General features: G+C 37.8%; 18 protein-coding genes and 3 tRNA genes. 11 read left to right on the forward strand and 10 right to left on the reverse strand.

Features of this window, described 5'->3' with window-relative positions; genetic code table 11:
* Positions 1-5 precede the first annotated feature (5 nt).
* Positions 6-833 (forward strand): alpha/beta hydrolase, encoded by an 828-nt coding sequence (locus tag A3EE_RS0117735; RefSeq protein WP_018344788.1) that lies wholly within the window; start codon positions 6-8, stop codon positions 831-833.
* Here A3EE_RS0117735 and A3EE_RS0117740 read toward each other — a convergent pair.
* Positions 813-1553, reverse strand: a complete 741-nt coding sequence (locus tag A3EE_RS0117740) for an SH3 domain-containing protein (protein ID WP_018344789.1) — start codon at positions 1551-1553, stop codon at positions 813-815. The two genes, A3EE_RS0117735 and A3EE_RS0117740, sit on opposite strands and share 21 nt — an antisense overlap.
* Before the next feature lie 57 nt (positions 1554-1610).
* Between A3EE_RS0117740 and A3EE_RS0117745 the strand changes: the two genes are divergently transcribed.
* The 5 genes from A3EE_RS0117745 (at position 1611) to A3EE_RS0117765 (ending at position 4856) form a co-directional block, all read left to right on the forward strand.
* A tRNA-Lys gene (locus tag A3EE_RS0117745) sits at positions 1611-1683 on the forward strand.
* A 235-nt stretch (positions 1684-1918) separates the two neighbouring features.
* A tRNA-Lys gene (locus tag A3EE_RS0117750) sits at positions 1919-1991 on the forward strand.
* 104 nt (positions 1992-2095) lie between these two features.
* Entirely contained in the window at positions 2096-3139 is a 1044-nt protein-coding gene (locus A3EE_RS0117755) for a family 16 glycosylhydrolase (protein WP_018344790.1), read from the forward strand.
* A gap of 52 nt (positions 3140-3191) precedes the next feature.
* Positions 3192-3275: transfer RNA gene (locus tag A3EE_RS0117760), tRNA-Leu, on the forward strand.
* Between the two features lie 15 nt (positions 3276-3290).
* The gene (locus A3EE_RS0117765) at positions 3291-4856 is read left to right on the forward strand and encodes an NFACT RNA binding domain-containing protein (RefSeq protein WP_157447092.1); all 1566 of its coding nucleotides are present in this window, start codon (positions 3291-3293) and stop codon (positions 4854-4856) included.
* A gap of 339 nt (positions 4857-5195) precedes the next feature.
* Here A3EE_RS0117765 and rlmH read toward each other — a convergent pair whose 3' ends face one another.
* From rlmH to A3EE_RS0117790, 5 genes are all read right to left on the reverse strand, one after another.
* Positions 5196-5663, reverse strand: coding sequence for a 23S rRNA (pseudouridine(1915)-N(3))-methyltransferase RlmH (gene rlmH, locus A3EE_RS0117770; protein WP_018344791.1), 468 nt, complete (start codon positions 5661-5663; stop codon positions 5196-5198).
* A gap of 177 nt (positions 5664-5840) precedes the next feature.
* Entirely contained in the window at positions 5841-6605 is a 765-nt protein-coding gene (locus A3EE_RS0117775) for an MBL fold metallo-hydrolase (RefSeq protein ID WP_018344792.1), read from the reverse strand.
* The gene (locus A3EE_RS0117780) at positions 6606-6875 is read right to left on the reverse strand and encodes a hypothetical protein (protein ID WP_018344793.1); all 270 of its coding nucleotides are present in this window, start codon (positions 6873-6875) and stop codon (positions 6606-6608) included. It lies immediately after the preceding gene.
* 8 nt (positions 6876-6883) lie between these two features.
* Positions 6884-7258: a response regulator gene (locus tag A3EE_RS0117785; RefSeq protein WP_018344794.1), complete on the reverse strand. Its 375-nt coding sequence runs from the start codon at positions 7256-7258 to the stop codon at positions 6884-6886.
* Positions 7255-10857: a PAS domain S-box protein gene (locus A3EE_RS0117790; protein ID WP_018344795.1), complete on the reverse strand. Its 3603-nt coding sequence runs from the start codon at positions 10855-10857 to the stop codon at positions 7255-7257. The genes A3EE_RS0117785 and A3EE_RS0117790 overlap by 4 nt, the downstream gene beginning before the upstream one ends.
* A gap of 176 nt (positions 10858-11033) precedes the next feature.
* Between A3EE_RS0117790 and A3EE_RS0117795 the strand changes: the two genes are divergently transcribed.
* From A3EE_RS0117795 to A3EE_RS0117810, 4 genes are all read left to right on the forward strand, one after another.
* Entirely contained in the window at positions 11034-12023 is a 990-nt protein-coding gene (locus tag A3EE_RS0117795) for a polysaccharide deacetylase family protein (protein ID WP_018344796.1), read from the forward strand.
* Between the two features lie 2 nt (positions 12024-12025).
* Positions 12026-12931 (forward strand): hypothetical protein, encoded by a 906-nt coding sequence (locus A3EE_RS0117800; protein WP_157447093.1) that lies wholly within the window; start codon positions 12026-12028, stop codon positions 12929-12931.
* Positions 12931-14070 carry a glycosyltransferase gene (locus A3EE_RS0117805; RefSeq protein WP_018344798.1) on the forward strand — a complete coding sequence of 380 codons (1140 nt, stop codon included), beginning with the start codon at positions 12931-12933 and terminating at the stop codon, positions 14068-14070. The genes A3EE_RS0117800 and A3EE_RS0117805 overlap by 1 nt, the downstream gene beginning before the upstream one ends.
* Positions 14071-14174: 104 nt before the next feature.
* On the forward strand, positions 14175-16115 hold the full coding sequence (locus A3EE_RS0117810; RefSeq protein ID WP_018344799.1) for a T9SS type B sorting domain-containing protein: 1941 nt from the start codon (positions 14175-14177) through the stop codon (positions 16113-16115).
* Between the two features lies 1 nt (position 16116).
* Here A3EE_RS0117810 and A3EE_RS0117815 read toward each other — a convergent pair whose 3' ends face one another.
* Genes A3EE_RS0117815 through wecB form a run of 3 tightly spaced genes read right to left on the reverse strand, consistent with a single transcriptional unit; the run spans position 16117 to position 19533 of the window.
* Positions 16117-17175 (reverse strand): acyltransferase family protein, encoded by a 1059-nt coding sequence (locus A3EE_RS0117815; protein WP_018344800.1) that lies wholly within the window; start codon positions 17173-17175, stop codon positions 16117-16119.
* 4 nt (positions 17176-17179) lie between these two features.
* Positions 17180-18421 carry an MATE family efflux transporter gene (locus A3EE_RS0117820; protein WP_018344801.1) on the reverse strand — a complete coding sequence of 414 codons (1242 nt, stop codon included), beginning with the start codon at positions 18419-18421 and terminating at the stop codon, positions 17180-17182.
* Between the two features lie 23 nt (positions 18422-18444).
* Positions 18445-19533 (reverse strand): non-hydrolyzing UDP-N-acetylglucosamine 2-epimerase, encoded by a 1089-nt coding sequence (wecB, locus tag A3EE_RS0117825; RefSeq protein ID WP_018344802.1) that lies wholly within the window; start codon positions 19531-19533, stop codon positions 18445-18447.
* An 80-nt stretch (positions 19534-19613) separates the two neighbouring features.
* Between wecB and miaA the strand changes: the two genes are divergently transcribed.
* Entirely contained in the window at positions 19614-20522 is a 909-nt protein-coding gene (gene miaA / locus A3EE_RS0117830; RefSeq protein ID WP_018344803.1) for a tRNA (adenosine(37)-N6)-dimethylallyltransferase MiaA, read from the forward strand.
* Between the two features lie 363 nt (positions 20523-20885).
* Here the strand turns inward: miaA and pfkA are convergent, their stop codons facing one another.
* Positions 20886-21872 carry a 6-phosphofructokinase gene (gene pfkA / locus A3EE_RS0117835; RefSeq protein WP_018344804.1) on the reverse strand — a complete coding sequence of 329 codons (987 nt, stop codon included), beginning with the start codon at positions 21870-21872 and terminating at the stop codon, positions 20886-20888.
* Positions 21873-21931 lie beyond the last annotated feature (59 nt).

Consider the following 21931-nt stretch of genomic DNA (forward strand, 5'->3'; position numbering starts at 1 on the left):
GCATCATGTACACAACAGAACGTATTGTTACAGATGATCTCATTTTGTCGTATCGCTATTATAAAGGCGGACAGCAAGAAACATTGGTTGCCTTTCATGGCTTTGGCCAAACCAATGTATTATTTGAATCATTTGTTCCTTCTGTATTGCCTTATTATTCGGTGATAGCGGTTGATCTGTTTTTTCATGGAGGGAGTGGTGCAAACACAGATAATACAGATTATATTTCTATTGATCGGTGGAATGCATTGTTCAATCAGATTCTGACAAAACATGCGATCAAACGATTTTCGTTGTTGAGCTACAGCATGGGTTCGCGATTTGTTGTTACACTTTTGAATAACTATGCAGCACGAATAAATAAAGTTGTGCTTATTGCACCGGATGGTTTTGGAAATAACTTTTGGTTCCGTGTTGCTACCTCAACAAAAATTACCCGATCTGTTTTTCAGTATACCATGTGGCATCCGTTCTGGATACAAGCTGTAGTGCGTATCTTAGGTGCTGCCGGAATTTTTAATGCCATCACAAAACGTTTTATTGAACGGAATCTGGAATCTGAAGAACATAGAAAAAAAGTCTATGTTTCGTGGGTTTATTTTAGAAAGCTAACAATAACTAAGAATGATTTTATAAGGTTTATCAATCAATATAAAATCAAACTGATGTGTTTTTGCGGAAAGGAAGACCAGCTGGTTTCTAAAAAATCTCTGCAGGTACTATGTGATGAAACTCAGGCGCAGTATGTAGAATTAGATCTTGCACATCATAAGATGGTGCAGGCACTTGAGAAAAATGAGCTGATTGATTTTTTAATTTCCAATCGGCAATAAATATACATCCCGTACAAATGCCTGTTTGTCTTTCCAGGAGATCTCATACCAGATACCTTCTTTTTTGATGATCCGAACACGGTGACCTGCTTCAATGTGTTCAATAGCTGCCGAACCCGGAGAAGGGCCTTCCATGATCACGCAATCGTTATTTATGATTCCCATGGAAGGTGTAATGTCATAATTGTTTAAATAGAACGCTGCTCCTAGAAGAGCTAAGAATATAATGGGACGGAAGCCTAACCCAATCTGTTTTCTTTTTCTCATGAACAGATAAATGATGAAAGGAAAACCGATGGCGCTGATTGAAAAGATGATGTAGTAGTAATATTCTTTGTAAATGGAGATGGCATACTCCAGATCGGTATAGCTATATCCCGATAAATGGTATTGATTGCCCATATCTTCCATTTTTTGGATCACACGGCTATCCGGATAATAAGAATACATCGTGTTGAGATAATAAAGGGCCATTACGTATTGATCCGAGGCTTCTTCCATCATGGCCATTCGAGCCAGCATTTGCTGAGAGAAAGCTTTGTCCTCTTCAAATGCTTTTTGATAACACTCCAGACTGGTTTTGTAATCTTTCTTTGTAAAGAGAGAATCTCCTTTCGTTATATTGGTGTTTTTTAGAGAATTAGCATGAGTGTTGAAAACTAAGGTTAAAAAAAGTGCCGCTATTATAAATATTTTAGGTTGTAGGCTTTGCATTTTCATGAATCTCTCGTACTTTTGCACTCGCAATTACGGAAAAATATTCGGTAAAAGCACAACGATTCTGTAGCTCAGCCGGTAGAGCATAACACTTTTAATGTTAGGGTCCTGGGTTCGAATCCCAGCGGGATCACAGAAAAAAGGCTTCATTCAATCGAATGAAGCCTTTTTCTTTTTTAATGCAGCTTCTTTCTGCAGATGTAAAAAAACTTTTGGTATCTAATCGGCTATCTTTCAATTCATATCAGACATTCAGAGCAGAATGTGTATAGATTCTTTGCTTTCTTATCAGATCAGGTTTGTTTTATTTAGTTTAAAATGCTACTTTTGCATTCGCAATTATCGAAAAACACCTCGCTAATTCGAATGATTCTGTAGCTCAGCCGGTAGAGCATAACACTTTTAATGTTAGGGTCCTGGGTTCGAATCCCAGCGGGATCACATAAAAATAAAGGTTGCATTCTTCATCGAGTGCAACCTTTTTCTTTTTTAACCTGTTTCTCTTAATAGAATCTTTACAACTTCACAGAACTTCATATAAGACCATGCAACGATTTATTTTATTCCTTCTATGTGTTTGGTTTACTTCTGCATTATATGCGCAGGAGAAGCCGTATTTGGGTGCAGAAATCAGAACCATTGAAACGTTTCAATACGGGAGATTTGAAGTGCGTATGAAGCCTTCTGAAGCAAGCGGTATGATCTATTCCTTTTTTACGTTTTACGATGAAGTTGATTTTGCTACAAGCTGGAATGAAATTGACATAGAAATTTTGGGGCGCTATTCAAACGAAGTTCAATTCAATGCCATTGTCGGTAATCACCAGATGTCTGAAAAAAGATATGTATTACCATTTAATCCGCACGAAGATTTTCACGACTATGCATTTACCTGGACACCTCAATACATTGCCTGGTCGGTAGATGGCATAGAGGTATACCGATTGACAGGAACCAATGCGGTACTCAAAATGAATCATCCGCAAAAGATCATGATGAATGTCTGGCCAAGCAGTTCTGTAGCTTGGGCAGGTACGATAGATGCATCGAAATTTCCATTAGAGGCGGCGTATGATTATGTAAAATATTATGCGTATCAACCGACATCTAAAGATACATTCAAATTAAAGTGGACAGATAACTTTGATCAACTGGATGTCAGTCGCTGGCAATTGGCAACACATACATTCGATAGCAATGAATGTGTGTTTACGACCGATAATGCTGTTGTGGAAGAAGGTATTTTGAAACTGAAGCTGACAAAACCCGCTGATGAAGAAGAGGCGGTTGTTGTGCCAACTCAATACATTGAATCCGCAAGCTGTATACCCAACACGTCTAAAAAATATGCGATGTATATTCCTGTTAAAGTTCAGTTTTATACACCTGTGAATCGCATCTATTGTAAACCTGAATTCTTTACGGTAAGTGAAGGTGTGGTAAAGCATGTGTATCTTGATGTAGATCGAACATACATCATATTATATGTAGATGGATTGGACATACGGAAGATCAAAACACAAAAAGTTTTTTATAAGCCTACAACTGACGGAGCAGAAAAATTAATACAGGATGTTGTAATTAAATAAACGAAGTACGTATCAGACGAAGTTTTTTTATATCTTTGAAATCAATTCCACTGCTCACATGGTGAAATTGGTAGACATGCCATCTTGAGGGGGTGGTGCCTTAAGTGGTGTGGGGGTTCGAATCCCCCTGTGAGCACTATCCATCCATTTCGTGCAAAGCAGTTTTTTTATACTTCATACACTCGCGGAGCGCTTTCAGCAAGAGTTGCACCAGGCAGTTTTTACGGAATGTTTTTCTCCGCAAGCAGATGAGTTATGTTTGGTTTTTCAAACTGAACAAGCAACGCCATTCTATATTAAAGTTTTTCTGAAAGATTCTTTTCAGTGCATTGCTGTACCCGAAGAAATTACGAAACCGAAACACAATGTACACCCATATTTCACGGATGTATATGGCTTGGCTGTACAACGTGTATATGCCGGTGCAAACGATCGCAGCATTGTAATTGAATTGGTAGATGGTACAAGTATTTTGATGAAGATGTATGCTAACCGTTCGAACGTGTTGCTGATCGGCGAGAAAGGTGTTGTTGAGCTGGTGAAAAAAGTACACGCACGTGATTGGGAATTTTTGTTGGGTGCGATTCATAAAACCATTCAGTTTAATCCCGAGCAAACACTTGCCGAAATGTTGAAACCTATGTATTTATCAGCCTCAGTAAATGCATATATCATAGAACAGGTAGGAGAGGCTACAGGTGCTGATCTTGCAAAGAAAATGCTTGGCTTGTACAATCGTTTTGCCTTAGCTGAAAATTATTTCATTCAGTTAAAAGATCAGCAGGTTTCTTTTTGTTTGTGGAACAATGAATACACCATTTATTCTTCAGAAGATCTGTTCGATGCATTAAATAAGTTTACGCAGTTTTATTTCCGATATAATGTATTTCAGGAACGCAGAATAAAATTAAAAAATCAGCTGCTGAAGAAAATTGAAGCGGCTGAGAAATACATTAAAAAGACCAGTGAACAATTGCTGCTCTTATACGATCTCGTTCCGCCGAATGAAATTGCAGATATCATCATGGCGAATCTTCATGATTGGCCGGCCGCACAGAAGGAGCGGGAGTTGTTTGATTTCTACAGAAATAAACCGGTTGTTGTTCAGTTAAAAGAAAAAATGTCGCCGCAAAAAATGGCTGAACATTTATATAAGAAATCAAAAAACAGGCACAAACAATTTAAACAACTGGAAGTGATTCTGGAAGAACGCAAGCAAAAGCAATTGGGCTATCAATCTGATCTGGAAAGTTTAGATTCAATTTCTGATTACAAACAATTGCAAACGATTGAATTGAAATATCAAAAAGAAGAAAAGGCAGTTGAAGAAATTTTTCCGTTTAAACGTTATCATGTAAGTGGCTTTGAAATCTGGGTAGGTAGAAATGCTGCAAACAATGAATTGCTTACGCTGAAGTACGCGCACAAAGATGATCTGTGGCTGCATGCACGCAATGCTCCGGGTTCGCATGTGATCATAAAATATCAATCGAATAAACCGTTTCCTCAAGATGTTATAGAGAAAGCTGCAGCATTGTCTGCTTTTTATTCAACCTTGAAAAACGATAGCTTATGCCCCGTGTCGTACACACAAAAGAAATTTGTACGGAAGTTTAAAGGAGGCGCCTTGGGTTCGATGAAAATGGAACGCGAAGAAGTGATTATGGTTGTACCTCAGGATATGAAAGAGGCGGAAGGTTTGAAACGGAAGGGATAATAATAAATAATATTAATTTTTAGATCTGCATTGATAAATACTATTATACAAATTCGTTGGCAAAGGATGTATCGCAGCTGATATTGAGTTATGACCCCAGCGGGGTCATATGTTTATAGAATTATCTGATTCAAATAAAATACGTACAATACCGAAGGTATTCTTTACTCATAAAATACCTTCGGTATTGTGCGTAAAATAAAACTATTATGTATGTGCTATAAACATGCGACCCCTCCGGGGTCGTTTTGAGAAATAGTTTTCAGCGATCTAACTTTTATTGTTAATGAATAGGATGAGAAAAATAATAGTATTTGGCAGGGTAGGCCTATCAAATTTTTAATGATGATATTTTTCTCCTTTAATGATGGTGCAGGCTCTGTATAGCTGTTCAAGTGCGAATAAGCGAACCATCTGATGCGAGAGGGTCATTTTCGATAAGGCAACTTTACCATTTGCACGTTTATAGATCACATCTGAAAAACCATATGGGCCGCCGATCAAAAAAATAAGATTGCCTGAAACGCTGTTCATTTTTTTTTGAATGTACTGACCGAATTCTACGGAAGTAAATTCACTGCCTTTTTCATCCAGCAAGATCAATTGATCCGAATCCTGAAGACGATCCAGAATAATTTTCTCTTCTTCTTTCTTTAATACATCGCTGCTAAGCTTTGTATTCTTAGGCTCCGGAATCTCAACGTACTCAAATGGAAGATAGTGGGGAAGGCGCTTTGTATATTGTGCACAGCCTTCTTTCAGATATGCGTCGTTGGTTTTTCCTATGGTCCAGAGTTGTAATTTCACTTAGTGAATGTGTTTAATCGATCTTTGATGCCTAGTAATCAGATAATAGGCGAGTGGTCTGACGGGCAAAAAGCCGTCTGACCACTGTGTTAACATCATTCGTTGGACCACTTTTTTGTGGTCCGACGAATTGTATATTATTGTAGACTGCTTTTGTCATTCTTTATTAGAAAAAAATTACAATTCAAGCACCAAACCATCGTAAGCAAAATGAATATTTTGAGGCAAGGCTTTTTCTTCGTCTGCATGTTTGCCTAAGCGATGGCCCATATGAATAAAATAGGCTTTTCCCGGATTTATTTTTTGAATGACTTCAATCGCTTGGTCAACGGTGTAGTGGGATACATGCGGTTCTTTCTGCAAGGCATTCAACACAACAATTTTCGAACCTTTGATCTTTTCCATTTCTTCATCCGAAATGAAATTCGCATCGGTGATGTAGGTAAAATCCTGAATGCGAAAACCAAACACGGGAAGCTTGTAATGCATTACCTGAATCGGTATGATGCGTTCGCCATTGATCTCAAAAGGTTCGTTGATCAATTCATTGATCTCTACTCTTGGAATACCCGGATATTTATTTTCTGAAAAGATATAAGCAAATTCGCGGTGCAATGCTTCGATCACATTCTTGCGTGCATAAACGGGCATGTCGCGTTTTTGAGTGAAGTTGAAACCGCGTACATCATCTAAGCCTGCAATGTGATCTTTGTGTTCGTGTGTGAAAAGAATTGCATCAAGTTCTTTAATGCGTTCACGCAACATCTGTTGTCTGAAGTCTGGACCGGTATCAATAACAAGCTTCACATTTTCTGTTTCAATGTAGATTGAAGCACGCAAACGTTTGTCGCGGTAGTCAAATGACTTGCAGACTGCGCATTCGCAGGCAATCACTGGTATACCTTGTGAAGTACCGGTTCCTAAAAACGTTGCTTTTACCACCTATGATGCTGGTTGGTATATGTCCAGATACATTTTTTTATTTTTATCCGTCATCTTATCGGTATTCAATTCGATCTGTTTTAAAATTTCGATCAGCGAATTTACTTTACCTTCCAGCGGATAATATTTATTTACAATGGCTACATGCGTTTCTTTAAGCAAGCAATAACCGGAGTGGAAGTTGCCTTTTTCATAACGCAACATATAATCCGACTCTGAAAAGATGTCTTCGAGTTTACTCAGAAACTGTGTGGTGTATTTGATCTCCATGCTTTGTATTAAGCAGTATATTCTTTAACAACTTCAACCAGACGGTCAAAATCCAATGGCTTTTGTAAGTAGGCATTGATACCTGCCGACTTGAAATCTTCGTCTGAGTAATTTTTAGCATTACCGGTAATCGCAACAATAGGTATTGCAGCTTTTACGGGATCTGATAATTTTCTGATTTCCTGCGCACATGTCATACCATCCATTTGTGGCATATTGATATCCATAAGGATAATATCAAACGAACCTTTATCAAGTTCTTTCATTACTTCCTTACCGTTTTTAACAGCAGTGATTTCGTAATTTTGAAATTGTAATATCTTCTTTGTCAGATTTTGGATTACTGAACTATCTTCTGCTACTAATACTTTTTTTGCGCTCATTTTGAATTTGAATTTAGAATAAAAGTGTAATGTTGTACGAAACGAATATGAGCTTCAGAAAGTTGCTCAAGTTCCATTCCCAATTCAGGGTAATAGCCAAACTTCAGCTTTCCTTCAATGGCTCTGGATAAAGATTCCAGCTCAATTGCGCCAAGTGTGCCCGATACTCCTTTTAGTGTGTGCAATTTATTTAAAATATTATGAATGTCACTCATACCCAGGTATTTTTTACAATCCACAATTTGCTCAAGTGACTCATTTTCAAACTCTTTGTATATCTGATCCAGAATTTCAGCTCCGGATAAGTTTTTAAGTTTGGTATAGGTGCCCATATCAAGAATGGAGTCTATTAATGGTGTTTCTTCCTCTACAACAGCTCCGTTTGTCTCAACTTCTTCGCCTTCATGGATATGCAGCCAGTGTTTTACCTTGGCAATCAGTGTTTCTGCTTTTATGGGCTTTGCAATGTAATCGTCCATGCCGTTTAGCATAAACCGCTCTTTGTCTTCTTTCATGGAATAAGCCGTCATGGCAATAATCGGAGGGGTAACATGCAGATTTAATTTCCGGATCTCAGCTGTTGCCTGGATTCCATCCATTTGCGGCATTTGTATATCCATCAATACAATCCTATAAGCTGTTTCTTTTACTTTTTGAATTGCTTCCAATCCATTGCCTGCAGTATCAATGTCACAGCCTGCCTTGCGCAGAATCTCGGATGCTACAAATAAATTGATTGCATTATCATCCACCAATAAAATTTTAGGGAAATCTTTGATCGGTTTTTCATATGCAATGGATGTAGGTGTTTCAAATTTTGTTTCGATCGAACGTTTGCTTTCGTTCGCTTCAAACGTAAACCAGAACGTACTGCCTACATTCGATTGAGTTTGTACACCTATTTCTCCATTCATTAATTTACTTAACTCTTTTGAAATAGCTAAACCAAGTCCGGTGCCGCCATATGATTTTGAAGAGGAATTGTCTACCTGATTAAAATATCCGAAGAGGATGTTTAATTTATCTTCCGCTATACCAATACCTGTATCAATGATGTTGACACGTATTTTATTTACCAGATCGTTTCTCGAAGCCAACGAGATCTGAATACGGACAGATCCGTGTTCAGTAAATTTGATTGCGTTGGAAGTTAAGTTTGAAAGTATTTGCAGCAAACGTGTTTCATCGGCCAGAATTACTTTCGGAACATTTGAATCGATGCTGTAAAGCAATTCGATTTTTTTCAATGTTGCTTGCTGGTAGAAAAGTGCATGCAGCTTCTCGATCATTTGTTCTATCGAAATAGGAGCAAGTCGCAGCTGCATTTTGCCTGCTTCTATTTTTGAAAGATCTAAGATGTCATTCAAAATATTCAGTAATGTTTCAGAAGATTTTTTGATCGTCTGTACATACTTCCGTTGCTCTTCCAGCAGCGGTGTTTCATTTAACAGGTCAATCATACCGATCACACCATTCATCGGCGTACGGATCTCATGACTCATGTTAGCAAGAAAATTCTCTTTAACTTTTAACGATTTTTCAGCAATTTCTTTTGCGTGGCGCAGATCTTCTGAAGCTTTTTTCAGATACGTAATATCACGGGCAACACCATCTAAGCCGATTGGCTTCCCTTCGTTGTTGTAGATCAAACGAATGTTGGAAATACTTTGGATCGATTCGCCGCCTTTGATATTTACATTCGTTTCATAATTTTTAACCCGACCGGTTTTTAACACTTCACGGATCAGGTTCACCTGTTGTTTCGGTGTAGTGAAGAAATCACTGATGTGTTTGCCAATGATCTCTTCCTGTGTGTACCCGCTCAGTTCGCAGCCCGAAGGGGAGATCATGGTGATGTAGCCGCTTAGATCGGTTCTGTAATAGATATCCTGGAACGATTCAAAAATGTTTCTGAATTTTTCTTCGCTTTCCTGAATGGTTATTTCCCATTGCTTTTTCTCTGTAATGTCATGCGAGATACCTGATACTTCATCGATTCTTCCATCCGGTAAAAAGATCGGGTTTAAGAATGTCTCTCTCCAGAAGACATCGCCATTCTGATTGGTATTGCATGCTTCAAAATGCTGCGCTTCTCCATTGAATGCTGCTTTGTATTTTTGATCAATGGATGTATGAAACTCCGTATCGGAGAGTACTAAGATTTCTTTTGTCTCGCCTTCTTCATAGATCGAAGGATACTTTTGATATTTTTTGAAAATTGCATTCGCGTAATTCTGGTTGAAGGAAGTAAGTCCGCGTCTTCTGTTCACCGACCAGATCAAATGCGAACTACTTTCGAAGATCGCATTCAAACGTGCCGTCTGATCAATGATCTTTTCTTCGTTTCGCTTACGTTCAATTACAAGTGCGATCTGTCCGGAAATAAAGTCCAGCAGCTCTACGTGTCTTCTTTTATATTTATTCCGGTCACTATGACTCTTTACACAGATCACACCAATCGTTCTGCCCTCTAAACGTAGCGGTACACCTAGCCAGATCTTTGGTATTGGTCCAAGCAATTCAATTTTGCCTTCTTCGGAAAGTTTCTTGATGTCTTCTTCGTAGAGAAACGTTGGTTCTTCGTTAAACAGCGAATACTCTGTCAAACCTTTACCTACAATACGTTTCATGCTGATAGGTTTCGGACCTATGTTCTCATCAACGTAGTAGGGGAAGTTTAAATAATTGTGATCTCTATCGTACAGCGCAACGTGGAAATTGTTGACAGCAATCAGTGTACGTAATTCTTTGTGAATATTATCCAGCAAAGAATCAAGTTTATCACTGTTGATCGCAAGTGTTGAGATCTTGTAATATAGATTCTGCGCACGTTCTGCACGCATGTGTTCTGTATTGTCGTGGAAGATCCCTCTGAACGAAACCGGCTTTTCTTTTTCGTAACGTACGTTTACACTGCAGATAACCTGTATGTTTCTACCGTTCTTACTGGTGAAGACCGTTTCAAATTTATCATCTTTCTTTCCTGCAAGAATATTATTTAGATGTTCAAGCGTATCGTTCACATGATCTTTTGCAATAATGTCGCGAAAGTTCAGCTTTAAGATTTCTTCATCGGTATACTGAAGACTGGCTTTCCAGGCACGGTTCACAAACTGAATCTTACCATCCAGATCAAACACCTGTATTAAGTCATTGGCATTTTCGAACAGATCCTGTAATTGATCGTTGCTGTCTTTTAATGCACGGATAACTTTTTTCTTATCGGTAATATCTTCACCGATAAGTGTTGTTAAATGTTTATTATCGCTAATTGGATGATGAATAACAACATTGAATTTTATGGTACGGGAATCTCCTTCTTTGGAAAGAAACTTACGTTTTAACTGATCAATAAATCCTTGTTTTTTGATCAGGGTATAAATGTGTTCTTCTTTGTTTTTGTCTCTGTCCGATTCTAAAAAATACTTCCAGTTTTCTCCGATCACACGTTGGCGTTCCCAGCCGATTACTTCTAAAAAAGCTTCGTTTGTAAACACAATCAACCCATCCTGATCAATTGTCATGACCAGCAAATTAATTTTTTCAAATGCTTCCTGAAGAATTTTTTCGGGGCGCTGGTTTGCATTGATGATCTGCAACTCCTTTACCTGCTGGATTAACTCATCTTTCGAAGAATGCTGAAAGGGGAATCTAGTTCTGAACTCATGCTTTTTTTCCTCGATTGAGAAATATGATTGGACTACTATTTGGGCGTGTAACCTACTATGTATAAATTTACCTATAATATCTGTTTTCTACAAGAGTCAAAAGGTCCATGAAAGTGTATTTATCGTTCGATTATGAGTTGTATTTCGGAGCGCAGAGCGGCTCTGCAGGCATTTGCATTATTGAACCTACGAAACAGCTGCTTGCACTGGCAGAAAAGCATGGCATTTACCTCAACTTTTTTATTGATAGCGGATACCTTCTTGCGCTTGAAAAGTATTCAAAGCGTCATCCTTCTGTAGCTTATGAAAAGCAGCAGGTGTATAAGCAATTGATAGAGCTTTCAGAGGCTGGGCATGATTGTCAGCTACACATACATCCGCATTGGGAAGATAGTTATTACGATGGCAATGGATGGAAGATGAATACAGATCGGTATCGCCTGGATCATTTCTCAGATGTGCAGATGCAGGAAATTATTACTTCTTATTTTAACGTCACGAAAAATATTTCCGGAAAGGCTCCCATTGCTTACAGAGCAGGAGGATGGTGTTTACCGCCCTGGGATAAGATTCAGGATACGTTTAAAAAACTGGGTGTCTGGATCGATAGTACGGTATATGAAAAAGGTTTTTCAGAAGAAGGACAAGTAAAATTTGATTTTAGAAATGCGCCTTCATCCGATCAATGGATGTTTGAAAAGAATCCTGTGGAACCGGATCCGGTAGGATATTTTTTAGAACTTCCCATCTCATCTGTTCGCCTTTCTCCTGTATTCTTCTGGAATCTATACGTTAAAGGTCGCTTGAATCGTTCTCTTCATAAAACAATCGGAGACGGTACGCCCATGGCACAACCCGGAACAAAAAAGAAAGTACTCACTTCATATACGCAACAGGCATTAAGCTGCGACGGCTATTATGCAAGCCTTTTGGTTTCTGAATATAATAGTCGTACAAAGCGTAACGACGATACCATGGTTGTGATTGGTCATCCGAAAGCGCAAACCGTTTTTTCGTTACAAAAGCTTGATGAATTTGTCTCAACAGTTAAAGGTACGTGTACGTTTGCACGTTACTCAGACTTACAACTCAATTGATTTTGGTACAGCTGTTACAACACACTCAAATAGATTTTAACAAATGGGACGCATGTATTTTGCGTGCTTCAAATGCAGATCCGTTTTTATTGTCTTCGTGGTTGAATGTTGTTGAAGCGAATTGGTCGGCCTTCGTGGCAGATGATTATGCTGCAGTCTTTCCAATTTTTCAGACAAAAAAAATGCGCTGGTCTTTTTTTGATCTGCCGAATTTTGTTCAGAAACTCTCTGTGTATGGAGATGCACGATATGAAAAAGAGATCGCTGAATGCCTGAAAGAACTTCATGCAACGATCGATTATGTGTGTTATACGACAGACGAACGTTTGGTTGAAGATGTTACAATAAAAAGAATACCACGTCGCCATCAGATCCTGCAATTACAGGAAGGTGTTCGTTTCCCGACGAAAGTATGGGGGCGCAACATTCGTAAAGCGGAAGCATCCGGTTTTACAGAGCTTGCAGCTGTTCCTATAGACGTGTTTGTTCCGGCTTTGAAGAAAGAACTGATAGAGAAAGGGAATCCGTACAAAAAAGCAGATTATATATTGTTGGAAGCATTGGCGAGACAATCTATACATGCTGGTTATGGTTTTATTGAAGGAATAAAAGATGAAGCAGGTGCATTCACTTGTGGACAATTTTATATTTATATGAAAGGCAGAATATATCTGGTAGCCTGTTTCAGTAATGAACGTGCCAGAGAACACAGTCTGCTGCATTATCTGCTATACAAAATCATTCAGCAAAAATACGGACTAGATACAACGATGCGTGTGCATTTTGGCGGATCGAACATTCCGGTGATTGCTGATTTTAATAAAAATTTCGGAGCAACAGACGAGCAGTTTGTACTAGCATACAAAAACAATCTGCCGTTTTGGTTCCGGATCTTTAAACATGCCTGATGAGTAACACAAGAATAATTGTTTCTGTAACCACCGATTTAGTAACCGATCAACGTGTCTATAAAGTATGCAACAGCTTATATACACATGGATACGATATTTTATTGGTTGGTCGGAAAAAGAAAGACAGCATGCCAATGGATTCAAGACCTTATAAAACACATCGTTTTAATTTGTGGTTTGAAAAGGGTCCGTTGTTTTATGCGCAATACAACCTGTATTTATTTTTCTATTTGCTGTTTCACAAAGCAGATATTTTATTGGCAAACGATTTAGATACCTTGTTGCCAAATTATTTAGCGTCAAAGATCAAGCGTGTTCCGCTTGCGTACGACAATCACGAATATTTTACCGGCGTACCTGAATTGATCAGACGTCCGCGCGTACAGAAGATCTGGAAGAGTATTGAAAACTGGATCTTCCCGAAAGTAAAATACATCTACACCGATAATTTTGCAAAGCGCAGTTTGTTTGTAGAAGAATTCAAACAGCCGGTTGAAGTTGTAATGAATGTACCTATTCTGCAAACAACTGCATTGGATCCTGCCTATAAACTGGAGGATGCTGAAAATAAATTTATACTGATTTATCAGGGAACAGGTATTAATGTAGAGCGTGGCACAGAAGAGCTAACGCTTGCCATGAAGTATCTGGATGAACGTTTCTTGTTGTTGTTTGTAGGAAGCGGCGATGTGATTGATGTATTAAAAGCATTGGTGAAAGAACATGGTTTGGAAAACAGAGTGCGTTTTATTCCAAAAGTGCCACATCATATTCTGAAGCAATACACCATGCAGGCGCACCTAGGCTTGACGGTTGATAAACCCATCAGTGAAAATTACATTTACAGTTTTCCGAACAAAGTATTTGATTACGTACATGCTGGTGTTCCTGTATTAGCTTCACGTTTGCAGGAAGTAGAACGCATCATGAATCTGTATGGCATAGGAACGTTCGTTGAATCCTATGATCCGAGACACATTGCAGATCGTATTCAATGGATACACGATAATCCGGAGCAGTATGCAGTATGGAAAGAAAACTTAAAATATGCTGCACAGGAGATCAATTGGGCGCAGCAGGAGAAAGTGTTGTTGAGCATTTATCAACGGATTAGAGAGGAGAATGGGATTGCATAATTTTTTATCTTAATGAATATACTTTAATCCACATAGCCCCGTTGTTGCTTACGTAATTAATTTTATTCTGCTTGATTGTATTTTTGAGTAGATGTATCGTAGCTATGAGAAAACTTTTTGTTTTTATTATTTTAATTTCATTACGAAGTTATAGTCAAAATCTTGTACCCAATCCGAGTTTCGAAGGCTATAATCCTTGTTCTAATGCATTTTCATGCTTCGTACAACCGAATTTAAATGATCCTTGTATTAGTAGTTGTTGTGGCTCCGGATTACCAGAATTTCCAGGTAGATTAAATAATGGCACATACAATTGGTGGTCTGTAAATAGGGGATATAATGGATTTGTGCCATCACCATTATATTTTAATGCGTGTATTTTACATGCTAATGAAGAACAAAAAAAATATTATGGAAATCCTATACAAAATGATTGGTATAAACCAAGAACAGGAGAAGGGTTCATTATTATATATACATTCGGTGATTTTTATAAGGATACAATTAATTTAAGACAATATGCACAGGTTAAACTTAGACAGCCTTTGCGTGCTGGTTGTACCTATGAAGCAACTTGTTTTGCGTTACTTACTACTAATCTTAAATATTATTCTGGTACAGTAGTAGATATACAATCACAAGTACAAGCTTCAGATGGTTTGGGCATTTATATATCAAAGGATAGTATATTTTTTACAGATGAAACAAAAGGATATAAGGCACTTACTGAATTCTTACCACAAGTTTCTAATCCTGATGGGTACTTACTTTCAGATTCAATAAACTATCAAAAAGTATCCGGTATTTTTATCGCAACTGGTGGGGAAGAATGGTTAGTTATAGGGAATTTTAAGGATAATGAGCATACTGTTACTGCAAGCAATACTCATATGAATTCACTTTATGCTATTGACGATGTAAGCGTAACAGAATGGAAACCGAATCTTGTTTCATTTAAAGATACAAGTTTGTGTGTTGATAGCACGTTAACTATTAAACTTCCTGATGGATTAAAAGACTATAAATGGTCTACAGGAGAAACAACCAGGCAAATAACTATTGCTGGCGGTAATGGGTGTTACACAGTAGAAGCGAGCAATGGTTGCACGATTTTACGAGATACATTTTATATACATGCTGTGCCACGCTTTGCTACATCCTTTACATTGGGTAGAGATACCTTTTTTTGTAAAATTCCTGCTTCGTATCAACTTCAGGCACCAGCAAGTTTTGATTTGTATGAATGGTCCACAGGTTCTCATACTTTCAGCATAGCAATACCCAATGCTGGTACGTATTGGCTAAAAGCTTCTTATGCTTGCGGAACATTGAAAGACACAATCGTTGTAACAGAATTTATAAAACCGGATTCTGTGTTGATACCTATAAACGATACTACAATTTGCAGCAATTCGAGTATTGATTTGCAGATTGCACATGTGTCTATGTATTCCAATTTTGCATGGAATGATGGCACGACTCAAAATCATTTATTGGTAAATCAGGCAAATCTATATAATGTGAAAGCATACACACCAGAAGGATGTGAGGTTAGGGATACTATTCGCATCACAACTATGAAGCCTCCTGTATTGTCATTGAAGAACGATACATTGTTATGTGCAGGAACGGAATTAAGACGTGTTGTTTCTAAAAAAACTACTGAGCAACTCGTATGGAACGATGGATCTATAGATTCTACCTATCGTATTAAGAGCTCAGGTATATATTGGGCTAGACTTTCAAATGTATGTTTCAATACGACAGATAGTATAACAGTCAGTTTCGTAGATTGTACAGTAAACATTCCCAATCTTATTACTGTAAACGATGATGGAAAGAATGATTATTTTGTTATTAAAACAGAAGTGAATCGAACGTTTGAGCTCTCCATTTATAATTCCTGGGGATCTCAAATATATCACAATACTACCTATCAGAATGATTGGAATGCGAATGGATTGGATTCAGGAATTTATTTTTATTATTTGAATGATCCCTTGATGAATAAAAATTACAAAGGATGGTTGCAGGTAATAAAGTGATTTAATTGTAATATTTTTTTAGTTTCAAAAAAGGTTTTTCAATTATGTAATAAGACGCTGAGGCAACAGCAATAAGCATCAATGCATTTAGTACCCAGATTAAAATAACAGGTAATTCCTGTGTTATACGGACAGGGATATAATTCCATATGTGAGGTATTGACATATGAAATAAATAAATTCCATAACTTATTTTTCCAATATAGATCAACGCTGAATTGTTAAATAGTAGGCTCCATTTAAATGAATTATTTTGATTTTGGTAAAGAAACACAATCAAATAAAAAGCAATGAACGTATTTTTTACACGTAAAGGCACAACATTAAAATCAGGAAATAATATACCAAATGCAATAAGTAGGATAGCTATAATTGCTCCATACATACTGATTTTTTCAACTTTTTTTAATAGGTGTTCCTTTGATATGGCAATCCATGCTAATAAGGCTCCTGCACCAAATGCATCAAAACAACATATGGTCATGTAACGATGGTTGTAAACACTATGTAATAGATATTGGCTAATGACTCCAACAAAAATGAATAAAATAATTACACGTAAGATTTTTGATTGTGGTACAAATAACATCAGCCAAGGCCAGATTAAATAGAACTGTTCTTCTGCAGCAAGCGACCATAAATGTCCTAAGGTCATATTTTCAGGATTGTCAAAATATTGATAATAATTGGAAGTGTATGTATAATAAAAACCCATCTCATATTTTAATGTTCCAAAAATGTATAAGTCATATATAGATATAAGTAGTAGAAATAAATAATAGATAGGAAAAATTCGCAGGATTCTTCTGATATAAAATCTTTGTACAAGCTGGAGCTGGCTGTTGGTAGTTTCAAATTCATTTTTTTTGAAACGTTGTTCGAGTAAAATTTTAGTTATTAAAAAGCCGCTAAGTACAAAAAAAATGTCTACACCTAATGGGCCAATCACACCATGCCAATGGTTATAATAAGAGGTTTTGTCGGGCGTGCACCAATGGCTGAATATTACCAAAGTTACTGCAATTGCTCTTAGGCTATCTAATTGCTTAATGTGAGTCATGTTACTATAATCTTGGGAACAGTCTAAATGCTGGTAACAACAAGACTTTCCAGCTGCTGTTGGTTTCTTTTTTATAATAGTACATGAGTAATGTACTGTATACAATATAACTGGCACAGCTCATTAAGGCCACACCATACACACCCAATGTTGTTATGAAAGGGATGAACGCAATGAGTGGAAGTATAAAGGAAATCAGCGTTGCTTTTGCATTGATACTGAATAAGCCCATTCCCTGAAAATAGTTCCAATAGATCTTTGCATAGGATAAAATAAGTGTCCCTGTTGAAAGCAATAGTATAAAGGTATGCAAGCCTTTGAAATCTTTCCCGATGATAAATTCTAAAACAAATTCTGGTGTTGCCAATAAAATAATAATAGCAATGAGGCTTAACCAAAAAGAACTATAAGCATATTCATTGGTCATGTGTATGATCTTTGTTTTATCTGTTTCAGCAGTGATTGCCGGGTAGAGCGGTGTAGCCAGCGCTAGCGGTATGATCCAGATTGCTTCGGTTAGTACAGATGCTGCTGAATAGATCCCCAACTGTTCGTTGTCTTTCAGTAAGGTATAGATCAGATAAAAACTTACACGGGTATTTAAAAAGAACAGCCAGTTGCTGTATTGAGATACAATACTTTTTTTGATCAATGCAAGCCAGTGGATAGCGGCATTACTTGATTCAACCGGTTCTTTTTTCAATGCAAAAAGAAAACCTAAACCAATGATGAAACTAATCGCTAAATGTATCTGTAAACCCATAATGTAATTCTCTACACTTGCCTGATTGTTCATCATGAGCCAGATCAACACAATTTGAAATACAGAATAGAACAAATAGAAAATATTATAGAAGTTGAATTGCTTGTGTGCCCTTAAATGCAGACCGATCCAGTTGACCCAGGCAAACAAGATGCTATTGATAATTAAATCGACAACAAGATTTTCAGGATGCAGATGTGTAAGAAATAAAATCACCGGAACAATTAGACCCGAAAGCGTGGATAGTATAAATCCGTAGGTAATGATGTTCTTTTTATTATACTGATGAATAAAATAAATATAACCCGAACCAAAAATAATTTCACTGAACAATTGAACAATGGTAACGTTTGCAACAAATAAACTGATGGTTCCTCTTCCTTCAGCACCCAGATAACGCGTCGATAGAATAAATACGCCAAAGGTATTTATTGCTAAAACGAAGCGTACTAAAAATGTACTGATAAGGTTTTTTTTATTCATTCGTTCTAATGAAACGTAAATTTTTACACCGAATAAATTTCTTTGATCTTCTGAACAATGCGCTCCGCAGCCTGTCCATCCCACAAAGCCGGAACTTCAGATGTTTTCCATTCACCTTGTTCAACCTTTGAAATTAAATTTTTCAACGTTGGTAAATCGGTAGCCAATTCATTTGAACCAACTGAAATGGTTTCCGGTCTCTCGGTAGTTGTTCGGTATGTGATACAAGGAACTTTCATGTAGGTTGTTTCTTCCTGTATTCCACCCGAATCGGTTATGACAGCTTTAGCATTTTTCTGCAAATAAAGAAACTCTAAATAACGCAGCGGTTCAATAAATTCTATGTTCTGTATTTCTTTATATATAGCGGTGCCACGCAGCATCTTCTCCGTACGCGGATGTACCGGGAATACACATTTTCTGTTGCCTATGGATGCGGATACAGCACGAAGAATATCGGTTAATACATCGGCATCATCCACATTATCTGTGCGGTGCAGGGTAAGCAAATAATAATCGCCGTCCTCTAACGAATAGGTTCTGAAAATATCAGGCTTTTGTGCAAATTGAATTTTCTGAATCAAGGAATCGATCATGATGTTGCCGACAAAAAAAATGCGATCTTCTGTAATACCTTCCTTCTGCAAATTATAACCTGCATCTCTGCTGGTTGTAAAAAAATAATCCGTAATGGAATCGGTAAGAATGCGATTGATTTCTTCAGGCATTTTCCGATCAAGTGATCTGAGACCTGCTTCAATATGAATCAAATCTTTATGTAATTTTTTTGTTACAATGCTGCATGCCATGGTAGAGTTCACATCTCCAACAACAACAACAGCTTTGGCAGCACTGTCTTTTAAAAATTCTTCAAAGCCGATAATGATCTCGCTTGTTTGTTTGTTTTGTGAACCACCCGCAATTCCTAAATGATAATTGGGCTGAGGAATGGAAAGGTCTTCAAAAAAAACATCGTTCATTAACGGATCGTAATGCTGACCTGTATGTACCAATGTGTAGTTGATATTTTCTTCACGCAAAAGTTTGTGGATCAAAGGGGCGATCTTCACAAAGTTTGGTCGTGCACCTGCAACAATAATTATTTCTAACATTCTTTAACTGAATTATTCTATAAAAATAGTGAAATCCCGTATCTTCACTAAATATAACGGAAAGCAATTCCAAATATTCCATGCCGCTGAAAAATAAATACCTTATTGTAATTGTTGGTCCTACTGCTGTTGGTAAAACGGCGTTATCCATTGAAGTTGCAAAGCGGTATAAGACAGCTGTATTGTCGGCAGATTCAAGGCAGATTTTTAAAGAATTGAACATCGGCACAGCAAAAGCGAGTCTGGAAGAGCAAGACGGAGTACCTCATTATTTTGTTGATTCGTTATCCATTGAAGAACCCTTCAATGCAGGCATGTTTGAGCGGGAAGGCTTGACTTTACTGGATTCCTTGTTTGAACAACACGATGTTGTTGTGCTGTGCGGCGGAACAGGTTTGTATGTAAAAGCCTTGCTTGAAGGAATGGATGAATTGCCTGAAACAGATCCGGAATTACGTGCAGCATTGAATGAAGAGTTCGAACAGCGCGGTCTGGAAGTAATGCAGGAAGAGTTGAAGCGCATCGATCCTATAACATACGATCAAATTGATCTGCAAAATCCACTACGTGTCTTTCGTGGAATTGAAGTATATCGACAAACAGGTACTCCGTTATCAGCCTATAAAACAGGAGAAAAAAAGGAACGCCCGTTTACTGCGATCAAGATAGGTTTAACAATGGATCGGGAAGAGCTGTATGCGCGTATCGATAAACGCATGGATCTAATGCTCGCTGCAGGTTTGGAAGAGGAAGCTCAACGTTTCATTGCGTACAAACACGTGAATGCGCTGCAGACTGTTGGTTACAGTGAGATCTATGGCTACATGGATGGCTTGTATGATCGGGAAGAAATGATCCGTTTGTTGAAACGGAATAGCAGACGATATGCAAAAAGACAATTGACCTGGTTTACAAAAGATACAGAGATACACTGGTTTCATCCCGCTGCGGTAGGGGAGATTGAAGCGTTTATTGAAGGTAGTTTCTAGTTGCTAGGTACTAGTTACTAGACGAGAGAAGTACTAAGTACAGAGTACAAAGTACTAAGACTACGAAATAGATAACGTAGAGCTCTGCTTTAATTATTAAGAAAGAATAAGGCTGAAAGCCTTTAATATACAAGCTTGGGGCATCGCCCCAAGTGTTGATTGTTAAATCATTGGCATCGCCCCAAGAGATGCACCACAAGAAAAAATTAAGATTTACTCCAATAAAAAAAGGAAAGAGAATGCATCTCTTTCCTTTTTTAGTATTTTTGGTATGGCGTGTTTTTCCTTGGTCTTAGTACTAAGTACTCTATACTTTTTGTCTAGCAACTAGGAACTAGAAGCTAGTACTAGCACCTGATAACGCTACTCTTTATATTTTCTACCGTTCAATTTTTCTGCCAATGTAAGCAAATCTTGATTGATTGGTTTACGTTTTGTAATGGTATCGATAAATGGAGTATAAACTACTTGATGATCGATAATACCTGCCATTACATTTGCTCTTCCTTCAAGTAAACCTTCAACAGCAGCAAGACCCAAACGGCTGGCTAATACACGGTCAGCCGCTGATGGCCCACCTCCACGTTGAACGTGCCCTAATGTAGTTACTCTGCAATCCAGTTGAGGTAGAGCTTCTTTGATATCTCGTGCAATCATACTTGCACGACCTTCCTGGTGACCTTCTGCAACAATAATAATATGAGAAGCTTTGGCATCACTTGTGCCATGTTTCAAACGATTGATGACAACATTTTTGTCGTAAGGAAACTCTGGTATAATCGCCATTTCTGCTCCGCCTGAAATAGCAGAACGAACAGCAATGTATCCTGTATCACGACCCATTACTTCAATAAAGAATACACGTTCGTGTGCGTCTGCTGTATCTCTGATCTTATCGATCGCAGCCAGACAGGTATTCACTGCAGTATCGTATCCGATCGTAAAATCTGAACCGAATAGATCGTTGTCAATTGTACCAGGCGCACCTACACATGGTATCTGATATTCGTTGTAAAATAATTCTGCACCTGTAAATGTTCCGTTACCGCCAATGGCTACCAAACCTTCAATGCCGAATTTCTGAATTTGTTCAAACGCTTTTCTTCTTCCTTCCGGTGTTCTGAATTCTTCGCTTCTTGCAGATTTCAGAATCGTACCACCTTTTTGAATAATGTTACTAACAGCGCGATTGTCAAGCTCGATAAAGTTCCCATTAATCATCCCGTCATACCCTCTAACGATACCGTATACCTCTAAATCATTATAATGACCTGCACGTACCGCAGCACGAATACATGCATTCATTCCTGGCGCATCACCACCAGATGTGTAAACCGCTATTTTTTTCATTATAAGTAAGTTGTCTAGACTTGTGTGAAATTGTGTGAGGAAAGTTTCAGGCCTGTTTA

It is taken from the genome of Cytophaga aurantiaca DSM 3654, from assembly GCF_000379725.1.
GTDB classification, from domain to species: Bacteria; Bacteroidota; Bacteroidia; order Cytophagales; family Cytophagaceae; genus Cytophaga; species Cytophaga aurantiaca.